General features: G+C 68.2%; 21 protein-coding genes. 10 read left to right on the forward strand and 11 right to left on the reverse strand.

Annotated features, from left to right (window positions below):
* The first annotated feature begins 52 nt into the window (after nt 1–52).
* The 5 genes from ACO2RV_RS04120 (at nt 53) to ACO2RV_RS04140 (ending at nt 5,051) form a co-directional block, all read left to right on the forward strand.
* Nucleotides 53–871 (forward strand): ABC transporter permease, encoded by an 819-nt coding sequence (locus ACO2RV_RS04120; RefSeq protein WP_423290121.1) that lies wholly within the window; start codon nt 53–55, stop codon nt 869–871.
* Between the two features lie 9 nt (nt 872–880).
* The gene (locus ACO2RV_RS04125) at nt 881–1,276 is read left to right on the forward strand and encodes a VOC family protein (RefSeq protein WP_423290123.1); all 396 of its coding nucleotides are present in this window, start codon (nt 881–883) and stop codon (nt 1,274–1,276) included.
* A 69-nt stretch (nt 1,277–1,345) separates the two neighbouring features.
* Nucleotides 1,346–3,211, forward strand: coding sequence for a DNA mismatch repair endonuclease MutL (mutL, locus tag ACO2RV_RS04130; RefSeq protein ID WP_423290125.1), 1,866 nt, complete (start codon nt 1,346–1,348; stop codon nt 3,209–3,211).
* A gap of 24 nt (nt 3,212–3,235) precedes the next feature.
* Nucleotides 3,236–4,516 (forward strand): NAD(P)/FAD-dependent oxidoreductase, encoded by a 1,281-nt coding sequence (locus ACO2RV_RS04135; protein ID WP_423290127.1) that lies wholly within the window; start codon nt 3,236–3,238, stop codon nt 4,514–4,516.
* Between the two features lie 13 nt (nt 4,517–4,529).
* The gene (locus ACO2RV_RS04140) at nt 4,530–5,051 is read left to right on the forward strand and encodes a DedA family protein (protein WP_423291024.1); all 522 of its coding nucleotides are present in this window, start codon (nt 4,530–4,532) and stop codon (nt 5,049–5,051) included.
* 57 nt (nt 5,052–5,108) lie between these two features.
* On the opposite strand, the gene ACO2RV_RS04145 is transcribed toward ACO2RV_RS04140, so the two are convergent.
* The 7 genes from ACO2RV_RS04145 to ACO2RV_RS04175 form a co-directional block, all read right to left on the reverse strand.
* A complete protein-coding gene (locus tag ACO2RV_RS04145) occupies nt 5,109–5,294 on the reverse strand; it encodes a hypothetical protein (RefSeq protein WP_423290129.1) in 186 nt (61 codons plus the stop codon).
* Between the two features lie 7 nt (nt 5,295–5,301).
* On the reverse strand, nt 5,302–5,595 hold the full coding sequence (locus ACO2RV_RS04150) for a BrnT family toxin (protein ID WP_423290131.1): 294 nt from the start codon (nt 5,593–5,595) through the stop codon (nt 5,302–5,304).
* A gap of 103 nt (nt 5,596–5,698) precedes the next feature.
* Nucleotides 5,699–6,718: a ketol-acid reductoisomerase gene (gene ilvC, locus ACO2RV_RS04155; RefSeq protein WP_423290133.1), complete on the reverse strand. Its 1,020-nt coding sequence runs from the start codon at nt 6,716–6,718 to the stop codon at nt 5,699–5,701.
* Between the two features lie 16 nt (nt 6,719–6,734).
* Nucleotides 6,735–7,397, reverse strand: coding sequence for a TetR/AcrR family transcriptional regulator C-terminal domain-containing protein (locus tag ACO2RV_RS04160; protein ID WP_423290135.1), 663 nt, complete (start codon nt 7,395–7,397; stop codon nt 6,735–6,737).
* 83 nt (nt 7,398–7,480) lie between these two features.
* Entirely contained in the window at nt 7,481–8,422 is a 942-nt protein-coding gene (locus ACO2RV_RS04165) for a DMT family transporter (protein WP_423290137.1), read from the reverse strand.
* Between the two features lie 10 nt (nt 8,423–8,432).
* Nucleotides 8,433–8,951 carry an acetolactate synthase small subunit gene (gene ilvN / locus ACO2RV_RS04170; RefSeq protein ID WP_423290139.1) on the reverse strand — a complete coding sequence of 173 codons (519 nt, stop codon included), beginning with the start codon at nt 8,949–8,951 and terminating at the stop codon, nt 8,433–8,435.
* Nucleotides 8,952–9,117: 166 nt separating this feature from the next.
* A complete protein-coding gene (locus ACO2RV_RS04175; protein ID WP_423290141.1) occupies nt 9,118–10,878 on the reverse strand; it encodes an acetolactate synthase 3 large subunit in 1,761 nt (586 codons plus the stop codon).
* A 326-nt stretch (nt 10,879–11,204) separates the two neighbouring features.
* Between ACO2RV_RS04175 and dapB the strand changes: the two genes are divergently transcribed.
* The 3 genes from dapB to ACO2RV_RS04190 are packed head-to-tail and all read left to right on the forward strand — an operon-like array spanning nt 11,205 to nt 13,028.
* The gene (dapB, locus tag ACO2RV_RS04180) at nt 11,205–12,020 is read left to right on the forward strand and encodes a 4-hydroxy-tetrahydrodipicolinate reductase (RefSeq protein ID WP_423290143.1); all 816 of its coding nucleotides are present in this window, start codon (nt 11,205–11,207) and stop codon (nt 12,018–12,020) included.
* 19 nt (nt 12,021–12,039) lie between these two features.
* On the forward strand, nt 12,040–12,663 hold the full coding sequence (locus tag ACO2RV_RS04185; protein WP_423290145.1) for a 2,3-bisphosphoglycerate-dependent phosphoglycerate mutase: 624 nt from the start codon (nt 12,040–12,042) through the stop codon (nt 12,661–12,663).
* Nucleotides 12,664–12,710: 47 nt separating this feature from the next.
* Complete coding sequence (locus tag ACO2RV_RS04190; protein WP_423291026.1) at nt 12,711–13,028, forward strand: SMR family transporter; 318 nt, start codon at nt 12,711–12,713, stop codon at nt 13,026–13,028.
* Nucleotides 13,029–13,058: 30 nt separating this feature from the next.
* Here the strand turns inward: ACO2RV_RS04190 and ACO2RV_RS04195 are convergent, their stop codons facing one another.
* Together ACO2RV_RS04195 and ACO2RV_RS04200 are read right to left on the reverse strand one after the other, a co-directional pair.
* Nucleotides 13,059–13,952: a methylated-DNA--[protein]-cysteine S-methyltransferase gene (locus ACO2RV_RS04195; protein ID WP_423290147.1), complete on the reverse strand. Its 894-nt coding sequence runs from the start codon at nt 13,950–13,952 to the stop codon at nt 13,059–13,061.
* Between the two features lie 83 nt (nt 13,953–14,035).
* Nucleotides 14,036–14,578, reverse strand: a complete 543-nt coding sequence (locus ACO2RV_RS04200) for a DUF2244 domain-containing protein (RefSeq protein ID WP_423290149.1) — start codon at nt 14,576–14,578, stop codon at nt 14,036–14,038.
* 22 nt (nt 14,579–14,600) lie between these two features.
* Here ACO2RV_RS04200 and nth point away from each other — a divergent pair, with 22 nt between their 5' ends.
* Nucleotides 14,601–15,467, forward strand: a complete 867-nt coding sequence (nth, locus tag ACO2RV_RS04205) for an endonuclease III (RefSeq protein WP_423291028.1) — start codon at nt 14,601–14,603, stop codon at nt 15,465–15,467.
* Here nth and ACO2RV_RS04210 read toward each other — a convergent pair.
* A complete protein-coding gene (locus ACO2RV_RS04210; RefSeq protein WP_423290151.1) occupies nt 15,464–16,150 on the reverse strand; it encodes a sulfate transporter family protein in 687 nt (228 codons plus the stop codon). The genes nth and ACO2RV_RS04210 overlap by 4 nt on opposite strands.
* A gap of 294 nt (nt 16,151–16,444) precedes the next feature.
* Between ACO2RV_RS04210 and ACO2RV_RS04215 the strand changes: the two genes are divergently transcribed.
* Entirely contained in the window at nt 16,445–17,824 is a 1,380-nt protein-coding gene (locus ACO2RV_RS04215; protein WP_423290153.1) for a flavin monoamine oxidase family protein, read from the forward strand.
* 15 nt (nt 17,825–17,839) lie between these two features.
* Here ACO2RV_RS04215 and pheT read toward each other — a convergent pair whose 3' ends face one another.
* Entirely contained in the window at nt 17,840–20,245 is a 2,406-nt protein-coding gene (gene pheT / locus ACO2RV_RS04220) for a phenylalanine--tRNA ligase subunit beta (RefSeq protein ID WP_423290155.1), read from the reverse strand.
* Nucleotides 20,246–20,248 lie beyond the last annotated feature (3 nt).

Below are 20,248 nucleotides of genomic sequence, written 5' to 3' on the forward strand. Positions count from 1 at the left end.
GAGCACTTTCTTATCCATCGGATGGGTTCATCCGAAGGGAAAGGGCTCTAAGATGCGCAAGGGGCTCTCCTGGTTCAACGTCACCTCGATCGTTCTGGGATTCGCGTTCCTGTACATCCCGATCGTGCTCCTGGTGATCTATTCCTTCAACGCCTCGCGGCTGGTCACCGTGTGGGCCGGCTTCTCCACCCACTGGTACTGGCAGCTGCTGCAGAACGAGCAATTGCTCGATGCCGCCTGGGTGACGCTGCGCGTCGCCTTCATAACCGCCACGGTGGCCACCGCGCTCGGCACCATGGCCGCCATCACGCTGACGCGCTACGGCCGGTTCTACGGCCGCACGCTGTTCTCCGGCATGATCTACGCCCCGCTCGTTATGCCGGAGGTGATCACCGGCCTGTCGCTGCTGCTCTTGTTCGTCGCCGTGAACATCGACCGCGGCTTCTGGACCATCACGCTGGCGCACATCACCTTCACCATGTGCTTCGTCTCGGTGGTGGTGCAGTCGCGGCTCGTCACCTTCGACCGCAGCCTCGAGGAAGCCGCACTGGATCTCGGCTGCCCGCCCCTCAAGACCTTCTTCGTGGTGACGCTGCCGATCATCCTGCCGGCGGTGATCTCCGGCTGGATGCTGGCCTTCACGCTCTCGCTCGACGATCTCGTCATCGCCAGCTTCACCACCGGTCCCGGCGCGACCACGCTGCCGATGCGCATCTACTCGCAGGTGCGCCTCGGCGTGACGCCGGAGATTAACGCCATCTGCACCATCATGATCGCCATCGTCACGGTGATCGTGATCTTCGCCTCGGTCATGACCAAGCGCCAGGAGATGGAGCGCGAGAAGGCCGAGCGGCTGGCGGCGGCGGGATAGGCATCCGCCGTGCTCTCCCACGTCAATATCGGCATCGCCGATTTCGACCGTGCCTTCGCGTTCTATGCGGCGTTGCTACCGGAACTCGGGCTGCAGCTGAAATTCGCCGAGCCCGAAAACGCCTGGGCCGGCTGGATGCAGCCCGGCGTGGCACGGCCGCTCTTTCTCATCGGACGCCCCTATGATGGCGGCGCCGCGGCACCGGGAAACGGCCAGATGGTCGCGTTTCTGGCGGCCGATCGCCCGATGGTCGACCGCGCGCACGCCCGTGCGCTCGCCCTTGGCGGCACGGACGAAGGCGCGCCCGGCCTGCGCCCGCATTACCATGCGGATTATTACGGCGCCTATTTCCGCGATCCCGACGGCAACAAGCTGTGCGTGTGCTGTCACGATCCGGTGGCGTGAGTGCGGCTTCGCTAGGTCCGCCGCCCTCCTGCGGCTAGACTTGTCCCAAGCCTCGAATCGGATTCTGCCATGCCGCTGCGCCTGTTGCCCCCCACCCTGGTCGACCGCATCGCCGCGGGCGAGGTGGTGGAGCGGCCGGCGGCGGCGCTGAAGGAGATCGTAGAGAACGCGCTCGACGCCGGCGCGAGCCGCATCGAGATCGTCATCGACGGCGGCGGGCGGCGCCTCCTGCGCGTGACCGACGACGGGTGCGGCATGAATGCGCAGGAGCTGGCGCTGGCGGTCGAGCGCCATGCCACCTCCAAGCTCGACGACGAGGATCTGCTCGCCATCTCCACCCTCGGCTTTCGCGGCGAGGCGCTGCCCTCCATCGGCTCGGTGGCGCGCCTTTCCATCACCAGCCGCCCGCAAGGGGCGGAGACGGCCCACGAAATCCGCGTCGAGGGCGGCATCAAGTCGCCGGTGAAGCCGGCCGCTTTGGGCTTCGGCACGCGGGTCGAGGTGCGCGACCTGTTCTTCGCGACGCCCGCCCGGCTGAAATTCCTCAAATCCGAGCGCGCCGAGACGGCCGCCGCCGTCGATGCGGTCAAGCGGCTGGCGCTGGCCCGCCCCGATGTCGGCTTCACCCTGGTCACGGATGATCGCGCGCCGATCACCTGGCCGGCCCGCGCCGCCGAGGCCGGCGGCCAGCGGGCGCGGATCGCCGATGTGCTGGGGCAGGACGTCGGCACCAACGCGCTCGACGTCGACGGAAGGCGCGAGGGCGCGCGGCTCACCGGGTTGGCCGGGCTGCCGACCTATTCCAAGGCCAATTCGCTGTCGCAGTTCCTGTTCGTCAACGGGCGGCCGGTGCGCGACAAGGTGCTGATCGGCGCGATCCGCGCGGCCTATGCCGACCTGCTGCCGTCCGACCGCCATCCCGTGACCGCGCTGTTTCTCGATCTCGACCCGCGCGAGGTCGATGTGAACGTGCACCCGGCCAAGACCGAGGTGCGGTTCCGCGACCCCGGCCTCATCCGCGCGCTGATCGTGCGCACGCTGATGGACGCGCTCACCGCCGGCGTGCCGCGCACGGCCTCCACCGCCGCGGACCGGCTGGCGCAGTTCGCCCGCGCCGATTTTCGTACCGACTACCGGCCCGAACCGCGCCCCGGCACTTACGACTGGACCCGCTCCTGGGCGATGCCGGACGGCGCCGCGCCGGCGACCGACGCGACGGCTTCGGGCTTGCACGAAGCACCCGCCCGGTTCGAGTTCGACGACACCGGCGGACCGGGTGCCGGTCTCGGCCTTGCCCTAGCTCCCGGCGCCGATGCCCGCGCGCACATGACGGAAGCCGCGACGCAGGCGATGGAGCGCCCGCTCGGCGCCGCCCGCGCGCAATTGCACGAGACCTACATCATCGCGCAGACCAATGACGGCGTGGTCGTGGTCGACCAGCATGCCGCGCATGAGCGCATCGTCTATGAGAAGCTCAAGGCCGCCATGGAGCGCGACGGCCTCGCCCGGCAGATGCTGCTGGTGCCCCTCGTCGTCGAACTCGATCCCTCCGACGCGACGCGGCTGGCCGAGCGGGCGCCGGCGCTGGAAAAGCTCGGCCTCGTCATCGAGCCCTTCGGCCCCGGCGCTCTGCTGGTGCGCGAGGTGCCGGCGCTGCTCGGCGACGCCGACGTCTCCGCTCTAGTGCGCGAACTCGCCGAACATGCGGCGGAATGGGACGACGCGCTGCCGCTGGAGCGGCGCCTGCTCCACATCGCCGCCACCATGGCCTGCCACGGCTCGGTGCGCGCGGGCCGGCGGCTCAGGGTCGAGGAGATGAACGCGCTGCTGCGCGAGATGGAAGAAACCCCCAACGCGGCCCAGTGCAACCATGGCCGGCCGACATTCGTCACGCTGGCGCTGGCGGATATCGAACGTCTGTTCGCGCGCCGCTGAAGTCTGACGTAGAGTGCCGGCATAATGGCGTCCAATACCGATCATCCCAACAGCTGGTACGCCGCGACGGCGCATGAGCTGCCGCCCTACCCGCAACTCGCCGGCACGGTGCGTGCCGATGTCTGCGTCGTCGGCGGCGGCTATACCGGGCTCTCCGCCGCGCTGCATCTGGCCGAGGCCGGGCTCAATGTGGTGCTGCTGGAAGCCTCGCGCGTCGGCTCCGGCGCTTCGGGCCGCAATGGCGGGCAGATCCATTCCGGCCAGCGCCGCGACCAGGACTGGCTGGAAGCGCGGGTCGGGCTCGACGACGCCAAGGCGCTGTGGAACATGGCGGAGGACGCCAAGGCGCTGCTGCACGCCCTCATCGCCCGCCACGGCATCGCATGCGACGTGCGCCACGGCCTCATCGTCGCCGACCACAAGCCGGCCTATGTCGCCCACAGCCACGCCTATGCGCGCCGGCTGAACGAGGTCTATGGCTACAGCCAGGCCGCCCCGCTCTCGCGCGAGGAGCTCCGCGAGCTGGTCGGCTCCGACGTCTATCATGGCGGCATGATCGACCATGGCGGCGGCCATCTGCACCCGCTCAACCTCGCGCTCGGGCTGGCGAGGGCCGCGACGCAGGCCGGGGCGACGCTGTTCGAGCATTCCCGCGCGCTCTCGATCGAGGAAGCCGCCAGGGTGCGGGTCACCACAGCCACCGGCACGGTGGAGGCCGACTGGGTGCTGGAATGCGGCGACGGGCTGCAGGACGGGCTCGACCGACGGGTCGACAATTACGTCATGCCCATCGCCAACTATATCGCCGCCACGCAGCCGCTGGGCGCGCGTGCCAAGACGATCATCGCCAATGACGCGGCGGTGGCCGACAGCCGCTTCGTGGTGAATTACTACCGACTTTCATCGGACGGGCGGCTGCTGTTCGGCGGCGGCGAGAGCTATACGCGCCGGCTGCGCGCCAACCCCGGCGCCTTCGTGCGCCCCTATATGCTGAAGATCTTCCCGCAGTTGGAGGATGTGCGCATCGACTATGGCTGGGGCGGCATTCTCGGCATCACCATGACCCGCCTGCCCTTCGTGCGGAAACTCTCGCCGCGCGTGCTCACCGCCGCCGGCTATTCCGGCCAGGGCGTGATGCTGGCGCCGTATTTCGGCATGCTGCTGGCTCAGGCGATCAAGGGCCAGCTCGGCCAACTGGACCTGCTGGCGCGCCTGCCGGTGCCGCCCTTCCCCGGCGGCCCGCTGATGCGCTGGCCGCTGATGGTCGCCGGACTGAGCTATTACGCGCTGCGTGACCGGCTGTGAGGGCGCGCGGGTGATCGAACTCGAAGCCTATGCGCGCGACGCGCTCGCCTTTGTCGAGGCGCATGCGCACTGGGCACCCTACATCGCCTTCATCCTCGCCTTCGGCGAATCGCTGGCCGTGCTGTCGCTGTTCTTCCCCGCGACCTTCGTGCTGATCGGGCTCGGGCCGATCATCGAGGCGGGCGGGGCGCCGTTCCTGCCGGTGTGGGCGGCGGCGGCGGGCGGCGCCGCGCTGGGCGATGCGCTGTCCTACTGGGTCGGGCATTATTTCAAGGACAGCGCGCGCCAGGCCTGGCCGCTACGCCACTATCCCGACATGCTGGAGCGCGGCGAGCGCTTCTTCCACCGCTTCGGCTCGTGGAGCGTGTTCCTCGGCCGCTTCTTCGGACCGTTGCGGGCCGTCGTGCCGCTGGTCGCGGGCATGTTCGCCATGCCGCATGTCATCTTCCAGATGGCGAACGTCGCCTCCGCCATGCTCTGGGCCTTCGTGCTGCTGGCGCCCGGCGCGGCGGCGATGAAGGTGCTGGGGTGGTGAGAGGGACGCACGGAACCTCCGCTCACGTCAGGCGCGCCTGCGGCCACACGGGACGCGCTATTCGGCGGCTTCCTTCGGCGGCTTGGGCAACTGCTTCTCGCGCCGCGCCTTGGCGGGGAACACGAGATCGAACTCGGCAAGTTCGGCTTCGGTGGGGAGCGCAGTATCAGGGTCGGCCTTCGCGGCCTCTATGATCTGCTCATCGGTAAGCGCATCGACCTTCGACCAGTCGAAGTCGCGCAACAGCCGTTCAGCTTCTCTCGATGGCTTGTGCGAAGACACGTCTCTCGCTCCGATGCGCCCGTCTCACGGATATAGGACGCCGCCGGCGCCCTCTCCAGACGAAGACGCAGAATATAACACGTCCCGCCACATCGGCCATCGCTTCGAAGCGCGGCTCGCCGGCCATCTCCCTGGGTGACAGACGCTCGAAGCGCGGGCGCCCGTCAAATACGAACTCAGCAAAGCGGAGCGGCAAACCGTGCTTGGCCCGGTTCGCCGCATCCTTGTCATCGTCCCACTCGAAGTCACCGGTCTCGCCCATTAGCCCCGCTCACAAAGAGTGGCCAGCATATCGACGACTGGTGAAAAACACCTTAACGAAGAGTTAACAGCGCAGAGCCGCTGTTAACTCTTCGTAGCTGACCTCAGTTCTTCGCCTTGTCGACCAGCTTGTTCTTGCCGATCCACGACATCATGCCGCGCAGCTTGGCGCCGACTTCCTCGATCTGGTGGCTGTCGTTCAGGCGGCGGATGCCCTTGAAGCGCGCCGCGCCGGCCCGGTATTCCTGCATCCATTCCGAGGTGAACTTGCCGGTCTGGATGTCGGTCAGCACGCGCTTCATCTCGGCCTTGGTGTCGGCGGTGATGATGCGCGGGCCGGAGACGTACTCGCCCCACTCGGCGGTGTTGGAGATCGAGTAGTTCATGTTGGCGATGCCGCCCTCATAGATGAGGTCGACGATGAGCTTCACTTCGTGCAGGCACTCGAAATAGGCCATTTCCGGGGCGTAGCCGGCTTCCACCAGCGTCTCGAAGCCGGCGCGGATCAGCTCCACCAGACCGCCGCAGAGCACCACCTGCTCGCCGAACAGGTCGGTCTCGCACTCTTCCTTGAAGGTGGTCTCGATGATGCCGGAGCGGCCGCCGCCGACGCCCGAGGCGTAGCTGAGGCCGAGATCGAGCGCGTTGCCCGAGGCGTCCTGATGCACGGCGACGAGGCACGGCACGCCGCCGCCCTTCTCATATTCGCCGCGCACGGTGTGGCCGGGGCCCTTCGGCGCGATCATCAGCACGTCGACGGAGGCCTTCGGCTCGATCAGTCCGAAATGCACGTTGAGGCCGTGGGCGAAGGCGATGGCGGCGCCGTCGCGGATGTTGGGGGCGATCTCGTCGCGGTAGATGTCGGCCTGCAGCTCGTCCGGGGTGGCCATCATCATCAGGTCGGCCCACTTGGCGGCCTCGGCGACGGTGAGCACCTTGAGGCCGTCGGCCTCGACCTTCTTGGCGGTCGCCGAACCCGGCTTCAGTCCGATGGCGATCTCCTTGACGCCGGAATCCTTGAGGTTCAGCGCATGGGCGCGGCCCTGCGAGCCGTAGCCGATGATGGCGACCTTCTTGCCCTTGATCAGGTTAACGTCGGCGTCGCGATCGTAATAAACGCGCATGGGGTGTCTCCTTATGTCACGCGTTGGTCTGGTTCCGGCCCGAGCTGGTCTTTTCCGTGCCGTAGAGAGTGAGGAACTGGTCGGTGGCGCGCGCGGCGTCGCGCTCGATCTCGCGCGCCCCGAGGTTCAGCGTGTCGCCGAGCAGCAGGCGGATCTGCACGTCGCGGCCGACAAGGCCGAGGAAGGTGCGGAACGCCGTCTCGGTATCGTCGAAAGCGATCAGACCCGCCTCGCGGCCGGCCTCGAAGACGGGCTTCAGCCGCTCGCCGATGGCAAAGCGTCCATTGGCCAGCATGATGGCGCCGAGCGTGCCGCCTCGCGGGCGCCCTTGCGCGATGGCGAAGCGGTTCAGCGCGATCGAGGTCGGGCTGGAGATGACCGACAGCCAGTTGGCGGCGAAGCGGATCAGGCTGTCGCGCAGGGCGAGCGCGTCGAGCCTTGTGCGGTCGTAATTGCCGGCCCGCACCTTGGAGGCCTGCCAGCGCACGGTCGCGCTCAACAGGCCGTCGCGGTCGCCGAACCATTTGTACAGGCTTTCCTTGGAACAGCTGGCGCGGCGCGCGACGGCGGTCATCGTCAGGTCGCCGCCCTGCTCCACCATCAGCGCGAGCACGGCGTCGAGAACGGCCTGCTGCCGCTCCGTCAGCGTCTCGCCGCTCTGGTCGGGATGCGTCGCCATCTGCCTCGAAATGTCCGTACCGTACGTTACGGTTCTCTCCTACATGAGGCCCTGTCCCTCCGCAAGCCACCGACGGCACCGATTCAGCGGCGGATCCGCAGTATCCCGCGCCAGGGCAGCCGCTGGATCGAGGCGAGCGCGACGCCGGAGGCGGCCAGCGCCATGCCCGCCCAGGCGAGCAGCGGCATCGCCTCGCCGAGCAGCGCGAAGGCGATCAGCGCCGAGCAGGGCGGCACGAGGAAGAACAGCGCCGAGACCTTCGAGACCTCGCCGGCGCGGATCATCGCGAGATAGAGCGAGATGGCGATGAGCGAGTTGCCGATCACCAGATAGGCCAGCGCGGCGATGAAAGGCACCGACCAGTCGACATGGCCGTCGTCGAGAAACAGCGCCAGCGGCAGCGTGCAGATGAAGCCCACGGCATATTGCACGCTGTTGGTGACCAGCGGGTGCTGGGGCAGGCCGAAGCGCTTCTCGTAGAGCGAGGCGCCGGACATGGCGAACAGCGCACCGACCGCCAGCAGGATCACGCCGGGCGAGGTGACCTCCACCGCCGCGCGCGAGACGATGACCAGCGCCGCCCCGACCAGCCCGAGCAGCAGCCCGGCCCAGCGCCGCAGCCCCACCCGCTCGCCGGCGAAGGCGGGCGCGGCGAGCCCGACGACGATGGGCTGCATGGAGACGATGAGGGCCAGCGCGCCGGCCGAAATGCCATAGCGGAACGCGAAATAGCTCAGGTCGAAATACAGCACCTGGATGAGGAAGCCGACGACGGCGAGATTGATCCAGGCGCGCCGCGTGCGCGGAAGCGCGGGGCGGAACCACGCCAGCAGCGGCAGCAGCACGACCAGCACCAGACCGTAGCGCAAAGCGAGCAGCGTGAACGGGCCGGTGTAGAGGATGCCGATCTTGCCGACGGCAAAGCCGCCCGACCACAGCAGCAGGAACAGGAACGGCGCCGCCTGCAGCCAGAACGGCTTGCCGACCGCCGCCACGGCCTGCACGGCGGCGGCCCGCTCGTTCATGATCGCGCGCTCACATACCCTCCGGGCCGCGGCCGATGGCGGCGACGCCGGTGCGCGAGACCTCGACGAGGCCGAGCGGCTCCAGCAGCGAGACAAACTGGTCGATCTTCTCCGGCTTGCCGGTGATCTCGAACACGAAGCTCTCCAGCGTGGTGTCCACCGTGCGGGCGCGGAAGCTCTCGGCGATCAGCAGCGCCTCCTGCCGCATCTCGCCCTTGCCGCGCACCTTGATGAGGGCGAGCTCGCGCTCCACCGCCTTGCCGACCACGGTGAGGTCGACCACGCGATGGACCGGCACCAGCCGGTCGAGCTGGCTCTTGATCTGCTCGATGATCATCGGCGCGCCCGTGGTGACGACGGTGATGCGCGAGAGCTTGGAATCGTGGCTGACCTCCGAGACGGTCAGGCTGTCGATGTTGTAGCCGCGCCCGGAGAACAGGCCGACGATGCGGGCGAGCACGCCCGGCTCGTTGTCGACCAGCATGGAGAGGGTGTGGCGCTCGGGAGCTTCGTGATTGACGGGGGGCATGGGGAACTCTGGAAGAAGAGGGAGGTAACCCCCTCTCCCCGTCGGGGAGAGGGTTGGGGTGAGGGGCCTTCGACGCTCCGCAGCCGCCCCCCTCACCCGACCGCTAAGCGGTCGACCTCTCCCCAATGGAGAGAGGTGAAGAGAGCGGGCGACGGCAAGGCCTCCTTCACACCAGCATCTTGCCTTCCTCGTCGATGGCGTCGTCGAGCGCCTCGGCATTGTCGGGCAGGATCATCTCGTGATGGCCCTTGCCGGACGGGATCATCGGCAGGCAGTTTTCCTTCTGGTCGACGAGGCAGTCGAACAGCACCGGGCGGTCGATGCTGAGCATCTCCTTGATGGCGCCGTCGAGATCGCCCGGCTTGTCGCAGCGAATGCCGACGCCGCCATAGGCCTCGGCCAGCTTCACGAAATCGGGCAGCGATTCCGAGTAGGAATGCGAATAGCGCCCGCCATGCAGCAGGTCCTGCCACTGGCGCACCATGCCCATATATTCGTTGTTCAGCACGAAGATCTTGACCGGCAGGTTGAACTGCAGCGCGGTCGAGAGTTCCTGCAGGCACATCTGGATCGAGGCCTCGCCGGCAATGTCGATGACGAGGCTGCCGGGATGGGCCACCTGCGCGCCGATGGCGGCGGGCAGGCCATAGCCCATGGTGCCGAGGCCGCCGGAGGTCATCCAGCGGTTGGGCTGCTCGAAGTGGAAGTGCTGCGCCGCCCACATCTGGTGCTGACCGACTTCCGTGGTGATGTAGACGTCCTTGTCCTTCACCTGGTCGTACAGCGCCTTGATGGCCTGCTGCGGCTTGATGATGCCGGACGAGGTCTTGTAGGACAGCGACTTGCGCGCCCGCCATTTGTCGATCTGCACCCACCAGTCGGCAATGGCGCGCCGGTCCGGCTCGGCCTTCATGCCGCGCCACACGGTGAGCATGTCCTCGAGCACATGCTTGACGTCGCCGATGATCGGCAGATCGACCTTGACGTTCTTGTTGATCGAGGACGGATCGATGTCGATGTGGATCTTCTTCGAGTTCGGCGAGAAGGCATCGAGGCGGCCGGTGATGCGGTCGTCGAAGCGCGCGCCGACGCACACCATGACGTCGCAATCATGCATCGCCATGTTGGCTTCATAGGTGCCGTGCATGCCGAGCATGCCGAGCCACTGCTTGTCGGAGGCCGGATAGGCGCCGAGGCCCATCAGCGTCGAGGTGACGGGATAGCCGGTGAGACGGGCGATCTCGCGCAGCAGGCGGCTGGCCTCGGGGCCGGAGTTGATGACGCCGCCGCCGGTGTAGAAGATCGGCCGCTTCGCCTTGGCGAGCATCTCCACCGCCGCGCGGATCTTCTCCGGGTCGCCCTTCAGGCGCGGCTGGTAGGTCTTGTGCTGGATGTTCTCGGGGCCGACATACATGCCCTTGGCGAACTGCACGTCCTTCGGGATGTCGACGACGACCGGGCCCGGACGCCCGTTCTGCGCGACATAGAACGCCTCGTGCAGCACGCGGGCGAGATCGTTGATGTCGCGAACGAGGTAGTTATGCTTGGTGCAGGGCCGGGTGATGCCGACCGTGTCGCACTCCTGGAACGCATCCGAGCCGATCAGATGCGTGGGCACCTGGCCAGTGATGCAGACCAGCGGGATCGAATCCAGCAGGGCGTCGGTGAGGCCGGTGACGGCATTGGTGGCGCCGGGGCCCGAGGTGACGAGCACGACGCCGACCTTGCCGGACGAGCGGGCATAACCCTCCGCCATGTGCACCGCGCCCTGCTCGTGGCGCACGAGGATGTGCTGCACCTGGTTCTGGTGGAACATGGCGTCGTAGATCGGCAGCACCGCGCCACCGGGATAGCCGAACATGTGTTCGACGCCCTGATCGATCAGGGCCTGCATCACCATTTCGGCGCCGGTCATCTCGCGCATCATGGTCGTGTTCCTCTGAGCTTTACTTTGGTCTTGCGTGTACGGGTGTCCAGAAAATCAAAAGGCCCCGAGAGGGGCCATTTTCGCGCGTCACCGTTAGGCGGAGCTGCTGTCAGGCAAGCTCCGCGGCGACGCGCCGTCCTACGATAAGGATAATATTCTTGCGCATCTCGGCGCCACTCCTTCGAAAAGTTGCGCGACCTGTACAGCCACGCCGCACGCCCGTCAAGCCGCGAGCCGATCATCGCGCAGAATGACCGGCGATCAAGCACTTTTCGTGACGGCCCAAGGCCGCTATACGCCATCAGGCAAGCGGAGAATTCATTGACATGACGCAGATGCGGCTCGTGGTCGTCGGTGCGGGTGGCCGCATGGGGCGCGCGGTCATCCGGGCTATCGCCGAGGCGCCCGACCTCGTCCTGTCGGCCGCCGTCGACAGCCCCGGCAGCGAATGGCTCGGCAAGGATGTCGGCGAGCTGGTCGGGCTGCCGCCCTTCGACATCAAGGTGACGGACGACGCGCTGGCCGCCTTCGCCGCCTCCGAGGGCGTGATCGACTTCACCGTGCCCGCCGCCACCGTCGCCCATGCCGCGCTCGCCGCGCAGGCCCGCATCGTGCACGTCGTCGGCACCACGGGCTGCTCGCCCGAGGACGACGAGAAGATCGCGGCGGCCGCGCGCCATGCGGCGATCGTCAAGTCCGGCAATATGAGCCTCGGGGTCAACCTGCTCTCGGCGCTGGTAAAGCGCGTGGCGCGCACGCTGGACGAAGGCTTCGACATCGAGATCGTCGAGATGCACCACCGCGCCAAGATCGACGCGCCCTCCGGCACCGCGCTGCTGCTCGGCCAGGCCGCTGCCGAGGGACGCGGCGTCAGCCTCGCGGAGAACGGCGTGTTCTCCCGCCACGGCCACACCGGCGCCCGGCGCGCCGGCGACATCGGCTTCGCCACGCTGCGCGGCGGCTCGGTGGTGGGCGAGCACAATGTCATCTTCGCCGGGCCGCATGAGCGCATCGAGCTGGCGCACAAGGCCGAGGATCGCGGCATCTTCGCCCGCGGCGCGCTCGCCGCCGCCCGCTGGGGACGCGGCCGCAAGCCGGGCCTCTATTCCATGGCCGACGTGCTCGGCCTCGGCGACATCTGACCGAACGGAGAACGAACCGATGTCCGAACGCCTCCTTGTGCTTGTCCGCCACGGCCAGAGCGAGTGGAACCTGAAGAACCTCTTCACCGGCTGGCGCGACCCCGACCTGACCGCGCTCGGCGTCGAGGAGGCGAAAAAGGCCGGCGCGCGCCTGAAGGCCGACGGCTACCAGTTCGACATCGCCTTCACCTCGGCGCTCACCCGCGCGCAGAAGACGCTCGACCTCGCGCTGACCGAACTCGGCCAGACCGCATTGCCGATCGTGCGCGACCAGGCGCTGAACGAGCGCGACTATGGCGACCTCGCCGGCCTCAACAAGGACGATGCCCGCGTGAAGTGGGGCGAGGAACAGGTGCACATCTGGCGCCGCTCCTATGACATCTCCCCGCCCGGTGGCGAGAGCCTGCGCGACACGGTGGCCCGCGTGCTGCCCTATTACGTCACGCAGATCCTGCCCAAGGTGCTGCAAGGCAACCGCGTGCTGGTCGCCGCGCACGGCAATTCGCTGCGCGCGCTGATCATGGTGCTGGAGAACCACACGCCGGAAAGCATCATGAAGCGCGAGCTCGCCACCGGGGTGCCGGTGATCTATCGGCTGAAGGCGGATTCCACCGTCGAGAGCGTCGTCGACCTCGCGGACTGATCCGCCGCCGGAGGGGCACCCCCGTGAACTCGCTCGCCACCTATGGGCTGCTGCTGATCGCGATCGCCGCGGAGGTCGTCGGCACTACCGCGCTGTCGCGCTCGGACGGGCTGACCAAGCTGGTGCCGAGCGTGATCACGGTGATCGGCTATGTCTTCGCCTTCTGGTGCCTGTCCATCGTGCTGCGCACGGTGCCGACCGGCATCGCCTATGCCGTCTGGTCGGGCTTCGGCATCGTGTTGATCACGCTGGTGTCGTGGATCTATTACGGCCAGAAGCTCGACATGCCGGCACTCATCGGCCTCGCCATGATCATCGCCGGCGTGCTGGTGGTGAACCTGTTCTCGAAATCGGTCACGCACTGAACTGAGCGAGGGCGCCACACGCCCTCGCCCTCACAGGCCGCCCCATTCCTGGCAGAGCTGGCCGGCTTCCCAGCCGAGGATCGCCCGCTTGCGGGTGAGGCCCCAGTGATAGCCGGTGAGGTCGCCGTCCTTGCCGAGCACGCGGTGGCACGGCACGACGAAGGACATCGGGTTCTTGCCGATCGCCGCGCCCACTGCGCGCGCCGCCTTCGGCCGCTCGACGCAGCCGGCGATGCTGGAATAGGTGGTGGCCTTGCCGAGCGGGATGCGCATCAGCGTCTCCCACACCCGCACCTCGAAATCGGTGCCGATGAAGACGATGCGCAGCGGGTCGTCGAGGCTCCAGTTCTGCCGCTCGAAGATGCGCACCGCGTAAGGCCGCGTCGCCAGCGGATCCTCGATATAGATCGCGTTCGGCCAGCGCCGGCGCATGTCGGCCAGCGCCTTGTCCTCCTCGCCCTCGTCGGCGAAGGCAAGGCCGCACAGGCCGCGCGGCGTGACCATGGCCAGTGCCATGCCAAATTGCGAGGCGTGGAAGCCGTAGCGCACCACGAGGCCGGCGCCGCCGGTCTTCCATTCGCCGGGCGACATGCTCTCATGCACGACGAAGAGATCGTGCAGCCGGCCGGGACCGGACAGGCCCACCTCATAGGCGGCGTCGAGCACATTGTCGGATTCCGACAGCACCCGCCGGGCGGCGTCGATCGTCACCGCCTGCAGAAAGTCCTTCGGGGTGAGGCCGCACCAGCGGCGGAACAGCTCGGTCAGCGCGCGCGGATTGACGCCGGAGGCGCGGGCGATCTCCTCGACCTCCGGCTGATCGCGGAAGCGCAGATTCACATATTCGACCGCCCGGCGCACGATCTCGTAATCGGCGGCGGCGATCTCCAGCGGATGGGCGGCATCGAGATTGGGAGCAAGCACGGTCGTTCTCCTGCTGTCTGCCCTATCGGACCACGCCATCGTGGAACCATCCACCCGATTTCGACGCGATGCGTTCGCCGCCGCTAATAGGCGACGCGATCGATACCGCGTTTGGCCGCGCTCAGCGCCTGCGACAGGCCCAGAGCCAGCTCCTCGCGCTGTGCCGTGTGCAGGAAGCCGCCGACCACGACAGGCGTCCCGCGCGAATGCAACGTGAGCTTCTGCACGCCGAAATCCTCGTGCAGCTCCTTGTCGAGCCGCGTCCACAGCGGGTTCATCCGCGCCTCGCGCGTCTCGCCTTTGGCGGAGACCTGGCGCACGGTGATCAGGCTCGGCGTCACGACGATCTCCTCGACCGCGCGGGCCGAGCGGAAGTTCAGGCGGAACGCCCACCAGATCGCCAGCACGTCGAGCCCGAACACTCCGAACACCGGCCAGGCCCCCATCAGCAGGAAGGCAAAGCCGCAGACGAAGCTGATGCCCGCCACGATGGCCATGACGATGAGGAAGCCGCGCTCGTCGAGCGAGCGATAGGGCGTGAACCGCGCCTCAAACAGCGCTGGCTCGTCATCCCAGTTCATCGGTGCGGCGGACCCGCCGGAATCGTGGCTCTTGGCAGCGCTCATGGGCGGGCATTATAGGTCGGAAATGGCGGATGGTGACAAGGATTCGGCGCCGAAGCGCCCGCGCGCGGGCTCGGCAGCGGGCAAGACGGCGGTGACGCCGAAAGGCGCCGCCCGCAAGCCGGGACGCGCCGCCGGGCCGAAGCTCGCGGCGAAGGCCCAAGCGCTCCTTGAAGAACAGGCCACCACACGCCCGGCGCGCCGCCGCGCGGTCGCCAATGCCGCCGCCGCGGCCATTGGCGGCGGCTTCCACCCGTGGACGAGAGAGGAAGTCACCACCGCCTTCGCCCGCTTCGAGGCCGCCGATCCCGAGCCCAAGGGCGAACTCGACTACCACGACCCCTTCACCCTGCTGGTCGCGGTCGTGCTCTCGGCGCAGGCCACCGACACCGGGGTGAACAAGGCGACGCGCGGCCTGTTCGCGGCGGCGCCGACGCCCGAGGCGATGGTCGCGCTCGGCGAGGAAGGCGTCGCCGGCCACATCCGCACGCTCGGCCTCTATCGCGGCAAGGCGAAGAACGTGGTCGAGCTTTCCCGCCGACTGATCGCGCAGCATGGCGGGCAGGTGCCGCCGGACCGCGCCATGCTGGAAGAACTGCCGGGCGTCGGGCGCAAGACGGCGAATGTGGTGCTCAACATCGCCTTCCAGCTGCCTACCATCGCGGTCGACACCCATCTGTTCCGAGTGGCGAACCGCACCGGCCTCGCCCCCGGCAAGACGCCGTTGGAGGTCGAGCTCGGGCTGGAGCGCGTCATTCCCGACCGCTTCAAGCTGCACGCCCACCACTGGCTGATCCTGCACGGGCGCTACGTCTGCAAGGCGATCAAGCCCGACTGCCTGCGCTGCCTCATCGCCGACCTGTGCCGCTGGCCGGAGAAGACCGCGGTCTAGCGCGGGCGTGTCCTGGCGTAGGAGCGCGACCTCGTCAGCCGCTTGTGCAGCAGCACCATGAAGATGGTGGCGAAGATCGGCGTGATCAGGTTGAGGATGGGGATCGAGACCAGCCCGGCGATGATCAGCCCGGCGAGGAAGATCGCCAGCGCATGGTGGCGCCGCACCAGCGCCGCCTGGTCCTCGTCGCGGTAGCGCATGGCGGCGAGCTGGAAATATTCGCGCCCCAGCAGATAGCCATTGGCGACATAGAACACGACGAGGTTCACGCCCGGCACCAGCAGGAGCAGCAGCGCCAACAGGTTCACCGCGATCATCAGGCCGAAGAACTTGACCGACAGCCAGATCGACCGGCCGACGGGCAGCGCGGTTCCTACCGCCTGATCGAGGAATTCACTGCCCTCGACCTTGTCGGCGACCTCGTCGAGGAAGAAGCCGGCGACCAGCGAGGTGACGGGGGGCACCAGGAATATGGCGGCGACGACGATGCCGATCGTCCCCAATATGTCGACCGTGATTTCCGCCCAGCGCATGTCGAGCGTGACGAAATAGGTCAGCCCGTAATGTGCGCCGATGCCGAGCGCGACCAGGAGGCCGATGGCGAGCCCGCCCGACCTGATCAGGAACGAGCGGTAGTCGCGGGAGAATGTGAGGATAAGGGCTCTGTACGCGTCTTGCAGCATGATCGATTCGATACCCGACAGGCGCCCCAACTAAGCACGCCCGCGCGCCGCCGGAAATGCCTTTACGTCAGGCGGAATTCGGGGCTTGCAATTTTCGATTCACACGCCGAGTCCCGATTCGTTCCGCCGCGAACAAAACATGATTCGGAACAGGTACTTAGCCGACCTTCCGAGGGGACACCGGAATCCATCCGGGGAGAAGGTGCTCACGATCCAGCGCGATCGCGGTGGCCGGCTTCGCCCGCCGGAACCGTCGTGCTAGCCTTGGAATATCCTGTCGAGGTCGCCTGACGCATGAACGAATCCGCCCCGAGCGATAAACTCCCCTCGCGCGGGTCCCTCACCCGCCGCCGGCTGCTCGCCGCCAGCGCGGGTGCCGCGCTCGCCGTGCCGCTCGGCGGGACCGCGTGGGCACAGGCCAGTATCACCGATGTCGATGTGGCGATCGTCGGCGGTGGCGCCGCCGGCATCGCCGCCGCGCGCAAGATTGCCGAATCGGGGCGTTCCTATGTGCTGCTGGAGGCCGGCCCGAAGCTGGGCGGGCGGGCACGCACCGACACCGCCTTCGGGCAGGTGTTCGACCTCGGTGCCGGCAGCTTCGGCAGTGGCGGCGGGCTCGCGGCGGCCGCCGATGCCGGCAAGCTTCCGACGACCGCCTTGCCCAGCGGGCGGCGCCTGTTCATCGATGGGCGCGAGGCCCGCGCGGGGCGCTATGACGCCTTCACCGCCGCGCTCGGCCGGGCGCGGCGGGACATTTTGGCGGCGGCGGACGGCGGCAAGGATCCGGCCGCCTCGACCATGCTGACCGCGCCCGGCGAGTGGTCGGCGACGGTGGCCGCGCTGATCGGTCCGCTCAGCTGCGGGCGTGCTCTGGCGGAGCTTTCCAGCCTCGACCTGTCGCTGCGCCATGTGCCGCCGGACGATACCACCAGCCCGATCGGCGTCGGCGCCGTGCTGGAATCGCTCGGCGCCTGGCTCAGCACGCAGACCCATGCGCAGGTGACGCTGATCACCAATGCCGGGCGGATGCATACGCTGAGCCTTGCCGGCCAGCGCTCGCAGATCCGCGCCCGCGCTGTCATCCTCGCCGTGCCGGCGGCGGTGGTCGCGGCCGGCGCCATCCGCTTCAATCCGCCGCTGCCGCCGCGGCTGGCCGGCGCCTTCCGGGCGGTCCCCTCGGGCGCGCTCGAACAGGTGGCTTTCCAGCTGCCGGGCAATCCGCTGCAACTGGAGGCGGACGAAAACGTGCTGGCGAAGGTGAGCGGCGACACCGCCCCCGCTCTGCTGCGCGGGCGGGTGAACGGCAGCGACCTGCATGTGCTGACCTTCGGCGGCGCGGCGGCCCGCGAGATCGGCGAGAAGGGCGAAGCCGCGGCGCGGCGGCTGGCGCGGAGCTTCCTCGACACCGCCTTCGGCCATGCCCATGGCGAGGGTGTCACCGAGGTCGCCTGCTCGCGCTGGACCAGCGACCCGCTGATCCGCGGTGCCATCGCCGCCGCCCTCCCCGGCCAGGGCGCCCAGCGCCGGCTGTTCGCCGAGCCGGTGCAAAGCCGCATCCTGCTGGCCGGCGAATACACCGCGACCAATGACTGGGGCACGCTCAACGGCGCGTGGGACTCCGGCGAAATCGCCGCCGAAAAGGCGCTGCGGCTGGTGAGCGCCGGGCCGGCGTGACGCCGGCCCGAACTTTCACCCGCGCAGGCTGGCGCCGGTCTTCTTCGTCACTTCGGCGACGATCTTGCCCGTGACCGCCTCGATCTCGGCGTCGGTCAGCGTCTTCTCGCGCGGCTGCAACGTGACAGAGAGCGCCACCGACTTCTTGTCGGCATCGATCCCCGGCCCCTCATAGACGTCGAACACGTTGACGCCGGCGATCAGCTTGCGGTCGACGCCGGCCGCCGCCTTGACGATGTCACCCGCCGCGACGGAACGCGCCACCACGAAGGCGAAATCGCGCTCGACCGGCTGGAAGGCGGCGAGGTCGAGCAGCGGCTTAACGCGGGTCGCCTTGGCCTTGGGTTCGGGGATCCTGTCCAGCAGCACCTCGAAGCCGACCAGCGGGCCGTCGGCGTCCAGCGCCTCAAGCACGGACGGGTGCAGCTCGCCGAAATGGCCGATCACATTTGCCCCAAGGCGGAAAGTGCCGGAGCGGCCGGGATGGAACCAGGAAGGCGCGTCGGTCGAAATCTGCAGATTCGCCACCGGCGCGCCGGCCGCGGCGAGCACCGCCAGCGCATCGGCCTTGGCGTCGAACGCATCGACCGGAGCCGCCTTGGCCGACCAGTGGCGCCCAGTGCCGGCCGGCTTCGCGAAGGCACGGCGCAGGCCCGTCGCGGCGATGAACTGGTCCTGCGGGCGGTCCCCCCGAAACACCTGCCCGACCTCGAACAGCGCCACGTCGCCAAGCCCGCGATCGGCATTGGTCTGGCCGGCGCGGATGAGGCCCGGCAGCAGGCTCGGGCGCATGTCGGAGAGATCGGAAGCGATCGGGTTGGCCAGCGCCAGTTCAGGCTTGCCGCCGCCGAACAGCTCCGCCTGCGGCTTCGATACGAAGGACCAGGTGACGGCTTCCACCAGCCCTCTTGCCGCCAGGGCGCGCTTGGCCTTGCGGGTGCGCAATTGCAGCGTGGTGAGCACCGGCTTGCGGGCCGTCTCGTCGCGCGGGAAGGGAATGGAGGGCACGCGGTCGAGGCCGGCAATGCGCAGCACCTCCTCCACGAGGTCCGCCTTGCCCTCGATGTCGCCGCGCCAGGACGGCGGCGTGACGCGCACCGTGCCGGACGTACCCTCGACCTTGAAGCCGAGCTTTTCCAGCGTCTCCACCTGCTCGGCGTCCGAGGCCACCAGCCCGGTGAGCTTCTCGGTGAGGCCGAGCGGGAAGTCGATGACGCGCGTGGTGTCGGGAATGGCGCCGGCCAGCACGATCTCGGACGCCTCGCCGCCGCAGAGGTCGAGAATGAGCCGGGTCGCCAGCTCCAGCCCCGGCACGGTGAAGGCCGGGTCGATGCCGCGCTCGAAGCGGAAGCGCGCATCCGAATTCAACCCGAGCTTGCGGCCGGTCTGGGCGATGTTGATCGGCTCCCACAGCGCCGATTCGACCAGCACGTCGACAGTCGCCTCGTCGCAGCCGGACTCCTCGCCACCCATCACGCCAGCGAGCGATTCCACCGCGCGATCATCGGCGATGACGCAGATCGACGGGTCGAGCGTGTAGGTCTTGCCGTCGAGCGCCAGCAGGCTCTCGCCCTCGCGGGCCCGGCGCACGACAAGATTGCCGTGCACCTTGGCGGCATCGAAGACGTGCAGCGGACGGTTCTGGTCGAAGGTGAGCAGGTTGGTGACGTCGACCAGCGCATTGATCGGTCGCAGGCCGATGGCGCGCAGCTTGGCCTGTAGCCATTCCGGCGAAGCGCCGTTCGTCACGCCGCGAATGAGCCGCAGGCCGAAGGCGGGGCACGGCGCGCCCGGTTCGATGGTCACCGAGACCGGGCAGGGAAAGGCACCCTTTACCGGAGCGATCTCGTCCTCGATGAGCTCACCAATGCCGGCGGCCGCGAGGTCGCGGGCGATGCCGTGAATGCCGAGCCCGTCGGCGCGGTTCGGCGTCACCGCGATCTCCACCACCGGATCGTCGACGCCGAGCCAGTCGACATAGACCGCGCCGACCGGCGCGTCGTCGGGCAGCTCGATGATGCCGTCATGCTCCTCGGAAAGCTGCAATTCGGCGGCCGAGCACAGCATGCCCCGGCTCTCGACGCCGCGAATCGTGCCGATGCCGAGCGTGATGTCCTTGCCGGGAATGTAGGTGCCGGGCGGCGAGAACACGCTTTTCAGGCCGGTGCGGGCATTGGGCGCGCCGCACACCACCTGCACCGGCTCACCGGCGCCGGTGTCGACCATGCACAGGCGCAGCTTGTCGGCATTGGGGTGCTGCACGGCGGAGACGACATAGGCGATGGTGAAGCCCTTGAGCTTGGCCGCCTTGTCCTCGACGCCCTCGACCTCGAAGCCGATGCGGTTGAGCGTGCCGGTCACGTCGTCGAGCGTATAGCTGCCGGAAAGGTGCTCGCGCAGCCAGGAGAGGGTGAATTTCATGTG

Origin of the sequence: Ancylobacter sp. VNQ12 (assembly GCF_049445835.1) — a bacterium.
Taxonomy (GTDB): domain Bacteria; phylum Pseudomonadota; class Alphaproteobacteria; order Rhizobiales; family Xanthobacteraceae; genus Ancylobacter.